This is a genomic window from Cryobacterium algoritolerans (assembly GCF_004402785.1).
Taxonomy (GTDB): Bacteria; Actinomycetota; Actinomycetes; order Actinomycetales; family Microbacteriaceae; genus Cryobacterium; species Cryobacterium algoritolerans.
Window position 1 is genome coordinate 1 of the sequence record NZ_SOFP01000037.1, and the last position, 6,042, is coordinate 6,042.

Here is a 6,042-nt window from a genome sequence, read left to right on the forward strand (position 1 = left end):
ACCTACCAGGCCTGGATCCACAGCTACAATCACCACAGACCCCATACCGGCATCGGCGGCAAATCACCCATCGACCGCGTTCACAACGTCAGTGGGAACAACACCTAGCCCAACATCGCCGATCGGAGCGTGTCGAGGCCGACACCGCCGAGGTCCAGGGCCTTGCGGTGGAAGTCCTTGATCGAGAACGCGTCGCCTTCCCGCTCCCGATAGGTGTCGCGCAGTTCTTCCCAGATCCGCTGACCGACCTTGTACGAGGGCGCCTGGCCGGGCCAGCCGAGGTAACGGTTTACCTCGAACTTCACGAAGCTGTCGTTCATGTTCACATTCCGGCGGAGGAAATCGAATGCGTAGTCGGCCGTCCAGGGTCCCGAGCCGTCCGGCAGCGGCTTCTCCAGGTGGACCCCGAGGTCGAGCACGACGCGGGCGGCGCGCATCCGCTGCCCGTCGAGCATGCCGAGGCGGTCGGCCGGGTCGTCGAGGTAGCCGAGCTGCTCCATCAGGCGTTCGGCGTAGAGGGCCCAACCCTCGGCGTGGCCCGAGGTGCCCGCCAGCTGGCGGCGCCAGGTGTTCAGTTTGGCCCGGTTGTAGACGGCCTGGCCGATCTGCAGGTGGTGCCCGGGGATGCCCTCGTGGTAGACGGTGGTGAGTTCGCGCCAGGTGTCGAACTCGGTGACGCCGACGGGGACGGACCACCACATCCGGCCGGGCCGGGAGAAGTCGTCGGTGGGTCCGGTGTAGTAGATCCCGCCCTCCTGGGTGGGCGCGATCATGCACTCGAGGCGCTTGATCTCGTCCGGGATGTCGAATTGGCTCCCTGACAACTCGGCGACGGCGCGGTCGCTGGTCTCCTGCATCCACGTCTGCAGCGCCTGCGTGCCCTGCAGCTTGCGGCTCTGGTCGGTGCCGAGGAAGGCGATCGCATCGAGCACGCTCGCGCCCGGCTTGATCTGTTCGGCGATGCTCTCCTGCTCGGCGACCATCCGGGCCAGTTCTTCGATGCCCCACTCGTAGGTTTCGTCGAGGTCGATGGTGGCGCCGAGGAAGCGGCGGGACTGGAGTGCGTATAGGTCTCGCCCGATCGCATCCTTCTCGGGAGCCTCGCTCTCGAGCGTGCCGCCGAGGAATTCGGCCAGGGTGCCGTACGCGGCGGCGGCGGCGCGCGCGCCAGCGGCGAGGTCGGTGGCCAGGGACGCAGGCAGGCTACCGGACTCGAGGCTGGCCTCCGCGGCGAACCTGGCGAAGAACCCGCCGTTCGCGGCGTGGCGCTTGGCCTGGATGGCAACCTCGCGTACCTGGCGCTTCGCGGGCATGATCCCCTGCCGTATACCCTCCCTGAGGGTGTCCAGGTAGCCGTCCATGGCGTCGGGGACGGCGGCCAGCCGGGACGAGATGTTTTCCCAGTCGTCGACGGTTTTGGTGGGCATGAGGTCGAAGATCTCACGGATGCCCTGGGCCGGCGACGCGATCACGTTAAGGTCGCGCAGGGCCAGCCCGGCCTCGTGGCTCTCCACGTCGAGGGCGAGGGCGCTGCGGAGATCGGTGCGGGTGACGACGTCGACGTCGTCTGCGACCGGCGTCGCATCGAGGAGGGTGATGACCTTCTTCGCCTCACGGTTGCGGCGCTCGTCGCCGGCCGGCGAGTAGTCTCCGAAGCCGCCGTCGCCGGCGGTGCGCCCGATGTAGGTGCCGACCGTCGGGTCAAGGTGGACAAGGGTGTCGACCCAGTCCTCGGCGATCTTGTCGATCGCCGTCGGAGTGCGCTGAATGTCGATTGTCATGGCATGAGCCTAGGACACCGCGGCGCGACCGGTCACTAGTGCGCGGCGTCGTCCCAGTTCCCGCCGCGGCCGACTTGTACCTCGAGTGGCACGAGCAGGTCGGCCGCCGTCTCCATCTGATGCGTCACGACGGCGCGCAGGGCATCCCACTCCCCCGGCGCCACCTCGAAGATCAGCTCGTCGTGCACCTGGAGCATCATCCGCGATTCCAGGCCGCCATCGGTCAGATCGTCGGCGATGCCGTTCATGGCAATCTTCATGATGTCGGCCGCCGAGCCCTGGATCGGCGCGTTGAGCGCGGCGCGTTCCGCGTTCTCCCGCAACACCCGGTTGGCGCTGTGCAGCTCCGGGAAGGGACGCCGACGACCGAAGATGGTGGTCGTGTGCCCGTCGAGCTTGGCCTGTTCGACGACGTGCCTGAGGTAGTCGCGCACCGCCCCAAACCGGGCGAAGTAGTCGCCGATCAGCTGTTTGGCTTCCCTGGTGTCGATCCGCAGTTGGCGGGAAAGACCGAACGCACTCAGCCCGTAGGCGAGCCCGTAGGACATGGCCTTGACCTTGGTGCGCATCTCGGGAGTGACGTCGGCCGGTGCGACGCCGAAGACGCTGGAACCGACGAACCTGTGCAGGTCCTCGCCGGCGTTGAAGGCTTCGATCAGGCCGGCGTCCTCGGAGAGGTGCGCCATGATGCGCATTTCGATCTGGGAATAGTCAGCGGTGAGCAGGCACTCGCTGCCCGGCCCGGCGTGGAAGGCGGCGCGGATCCGGCGGCCCTCCTCGGTGCGCACGGGGATATTCTGCAGGTTGGGGTCCGATGACGAGATCCGCCCGGTGGCCGTGCCGATCTGCACGTAATTGGTATGGATGCGGCCGGACCCGTCGATGGCCTTGTCCAGGGTCTCCACGATCTGGCGCAGCTTGGTCGCGTCGCGGTGTTGCAGGAGCAGGTCGAGGAACGGGTGCGGGTTGCTGGCCTGCAGGTCGGCGAGGGCGCCGGCATCCGTGGAGTACCCGGTCTTGTTCGCGCGGGTCTTGGGCATGCCGAGCTGCTCGAACAGCACCTCCTGGAGCTGCTTGGGCGATCCGAGGTTGACTTCACGGCCGATCTCGGCGTACGCGCCCGCGGCCAGGCCCGCGGAGCGTTCGCCGAGTTGCGTGGACAGCGACGCCAACTCGTCGTGCGAGACGGCGACCCCGACGAGTTCCATGTCCACGAGCGCGACCAGGGTGGGCATTTCGATCCCGGTCAGCACCCGCTGTGAGCCCTCGTCGAGCTGCGCGGCCAGGACCTGGGCGAGGCGGTACGTGAACCACGCCTGCATCGGGACTCCCCCGGCCTCTGCCTCGTCCGGCACGAGCTGGTTGGGGTCGTGCACGGGGAGCGTTTCGTCGAGGTAGCGGGTGACCAGGTCGGTCAGCGTCTTGTCGGGGCCACCCGGGCGCAGCAGCCAGCCGGCGATGAGGGTGTCGGTGGCCAGCCCGGTGAAGGCCAGGTTGCTGCGGCGCAACGCCTTGATCTGGTGCTTGGCGTCGTGCATGATCTTGGGTGAGTCGCTCGCGAGCCATTCCTCGAGCGGGAGGTAGTCGGTGCGGCCCGGCTGCCAGGGCAGGTTGACCGTTTCGGTCGGGCCGGCGAGGCCGAAGCCGATCGCCTTGCCGTCCTGCACCTCGACGCACAGGCCGAGGCCCTCCGGCGATGCGGCAACGGCCCGGCCGATCCAGGCGCCGAGTTCCTCGTCGAGCAGGTCCTGTGCGGTGGGGGCCGCGGGGATGGGCGCGGGCTCCCCGGCCGTGGCAGGCGTCCCGGCTGAGTCGCCGTCGGCCACGGCCGCGCCGCCCTCGAGTTTGATCACCCGGTCGAGCAGGGTCTTGAATTCGAGCCGGCCGAAGATGTCGCGCACGGCCGGTTCATTGATCGCACCGCGGGCAAGGTCGGTGATCTCAACGGGCAGGTCGAGGTCGGTCACCAGCCGGTTCAGCCGCCGGTTGCGGATTGCGTTTTCCTTCTGCTCGCGCAGGTTGTTGCCGACGACGCCTGTGATCTCGTCCGCGTGTTCGAGGATCCCGTCCAGGCTGCCGTAGAGCCCCAGCCATTTCACGGCCGTCTTCTCTCCGACCTTGGAGATGCCGATCAGATTGTCGCTGGTCTCGCCGACGAGCGCGGCGACATCCGGGTACTGCGCAGGCCGGATTCCATATTTCTCCATCACCCGCTCCGGGTCGTACCGGGTCAGCGCCGACACACCCTGGCTGGCCGGGTAGAGCAGGGTGACGTCTTCGTTGACGAGCTGGATGGTGTCGCGGTCACCTGAGACGACGAGCACATGGTAGCCCTCGTTCGTGCCGCGCACCGACAGGGTCGCGAGGATGTCGTCGGCCTCGAAATCCTCCTTGGTCAGGGTCGTGATGTTCATCGCCGCGAGAGCGTCCTGAAGCAGCGGGACCTGCCCGATGAACTCGCTCGGGGTGCTGGCCCTGGTGCCCTTATAGTCGGGGTACTCGCGGGTGCGGAAGGAGAACCGGGAGATGTCGAACGCCACCGCGATGTGGCTGGGCTTCTCAGTACGCAACAGGCTCAGCAGCATCGAGATGAACCCGTGGATGGCGTTGGTGTGTTGCCCGTCCCGGGTCTGGAAGCTGTCAACCGGGAGGGCATGGAACGCCCGGTAGGCCAGGGAATGGCCGTCGATGATCATCAGGGTAGGCTTTTCGGAATCCAACACAGAGACAGCCTACAAGCGTCGCCAGACGCGGGCAGGGTGCAGCGACCAAAGGTGATCATGATCGAGAAGACCGAAGACGCGCTGGCCTGGGTGCAGGAGCGCGGGGCGGGCAGCCTGGCCGAGAAGATGGGAATCGAGTTCGTCGAGTTCACGATCGACCGGGCGATCGCACGGATGCCGGTCGAGGGCAACACCCAGCCGGCGATGCTGCTGCACGGCGGCGCCTATGTGGTGTTGGGCGAGTCGCTCGGGTCGATGGCGGCCAACCTGTACGCCGGACACGGGCGTCTCGCGGTGGGCATCGAGATCAATGCCAGCCACACGGGGTCGGCCACGTCCGGTTTCGTCACGGGGGTGTGCACACCGCTGCACCTGGGCCGTACACTGACCTCTCACGAGATCGTTGTCACCGACGATCGGGGCCGGCGTTGTTCGACCATCCGGATCACCAACCTGATCAAGGAACTGCCGGCACCGGCCTGAGTACCGGTCCCACCTACCACGACGGCGGCCGACATCCGCGGCCGAGCCGGCCCCGACGACTCCGAGAACGTCGGGGACAGGCAGACCGCCGAGGCTGGCGTTACTTCTTGGCGGAGAGTTGCTCGATGATCGCTTGGGCGACATCGTGCATGGTGAGGCGGCGGTCCATGGATGCTTTCTGGATCCAGCGGAACGATTCCGGCTCGGAAAGGCCCATCTTCTCGTTGAGCAGACCCTTGGCGCGGTCGACGAGCTTGCGGGTCTCGAACCTCTCGACCAGGTCGGCGACCTCCGCCTCGAGCGTGATGATCTGGCTGTAGCGGGAAAGGGCGATCTCGATCGCCGGCAGGAGGTCGTTGGGCGTGAACGGTTTGACGACGTAGGCCAGCGCGCCGGCCTCGGTGGCCCGCTCGACGAGCTCCTTCTGACTGAAGGCCGTGAGCAGCACGACCGGCGCGATGTGCGCTTTGGTGATTCGCTCGGCGGCGGAGATCCCGTCGAGGTGCGGCATCTTGACGTCCATGATCACCAGGTCGGGCCGTAGCTCGGTGGCGAGGGCCACGGCGGTTTCGCCGTCGCCGGCTTCGCCGACCACTTCGAATCCGGCGTCGCGGAGGATTTCGACGATGTCGAGGCGGATGAGGGACTCGTCCTCGGCCACTACAACACGGCGAGGAGGAACTGGGGCGGAATCTTGGTCGGTCACGGGTCAAAGCCTACGGTATTCTGAACCAGGTGTTGTGAGCCGGTGTGGCGGAATGGCAGACGCGGAGCACTCAAAATGCTTTGTTCGAGAGGACGTGTGGGTTCGAGTCCCACCACCGGTACCAACACCCAGTCGATTGCGTAGTTGAGCTCTCCCTGCGACCTCCCTCGGCGTCGCCGGATCGCCCCCGTCGAGGCCCTCCGGCGTGCCGATGACTTCCGCTCCTTCGCGAGAGTGCACAATCCGCCCCTTCCGCTGCGCCGAAGGGGCGTTTTCTGCACTCTCGCGGCCGGGTGGGGGCACGGTGGTGAGGTGGGGGCACGGTGGGGGCACGGTGGGGGCACGGTGG

General features: G+C 67.1%; 5 protein-coding genes and 1 tRNA gene. 3 read left to right on the top strand and 3 right to left on the bottom strand.

The genetic code is table 11. The features are described from left to right. On the top strand, positions 1-108 hold a 108-nt coding region (locus E3O19_RS07025), incomplete at its 5' end, for an integrase core domain-containing protein (protein WP_166804401.1). On the opposite strand, the gene E3O19_RS07030 is transcribed toward E3O19_RS07025, so the two are convergent. Both E3O19_RS07030 and polA read right to left on the bottom strand, forming a co-directional pair. Next, positions 105-1,781, bottom strand: coding sequence for a DUF885 domain-containing protein (locus tag E3O19_RS07030; RefSeq protein WP_134566510.1), 1,677 nt, complete (start codon positions 1,779-1,781; stop codon positions 105-107). The genes E3O19_RS07025 and E3O19_RS07030 overlap by 4 nt on opposite strands. Before the next feature lie 35 nt (positions 1,782-1,816). Beyond that, complete coding sequence (polA, locus tag E3O19_RS07035) at positions 1,817-4,504, bottom strand: DNA polymerase I (RefSeq protein WP_134566512.1); 2,688 nt, start codon at positions 4,502-4,504, stop codon at positions 1,817-1,819. A 57-nt stretch (positions 4,505-4,561) separates the two neighbouring features. Between polA and E3O19_RS07040 the strand changes: the two genes are divergently transcribed. Beyond that, the gene (locus E3O19_RS07040) at positions 4,562-4,987 is read left to right on the top strand and encodes a hotdog fold thioesterase (protein WP_134566514.1); all 426 of its coding nucleotides are present in this window, start codon (positions 4,562-4,564) and stop codon (positions 4,985-4,987) included. A gap of 100 nt (positions 4,988-5,087) precedes the next feature. On the opposite strand, the gene E3O19_RS07045 is transcribed toward E3O19_RS07040, so the two are convergent. After that, a complete protein-coding gene (locus E3O19_RS07045; RefSeq protein ID WP_134566515.1) occupies positions 5,088-5,693 on the bottom strand; it encodes an ANTAR domain-containing response regulator in 606 nt (201 codons plus the stop codon). Positions 5,694-5,731: 38 nt separating this feature from the next. Between E3O19_RS07045 and E3O19_RS07050 the strand changes: the two genes are divergently transcribed. After that, a tRNA-Leu gene (locus E3O19_RS07050) sits at positions 5,732-5,817 on the top strand. Positions 5,818-6,042 lie beyond the last annotated feature (225 nt).

What these genes read in the sequence shown, in the direction of transcription:
- E3O19_RS07030 (WP_134566510.1), bottom strand. Translation starts at nt 1,781, where the DNA reads ATGACAATCGACATTCAGCGCACTCCGACGGCGATCGACAAGATCGCC.
- E3O19_RS07040 (WP_134566514.1), top strand. Translation starts at nt 4,562, where the DNA reads ATGATCGAGAAGACCGAAGACGCGCTGGCCTGGGTGCAGGAGCGCGGG.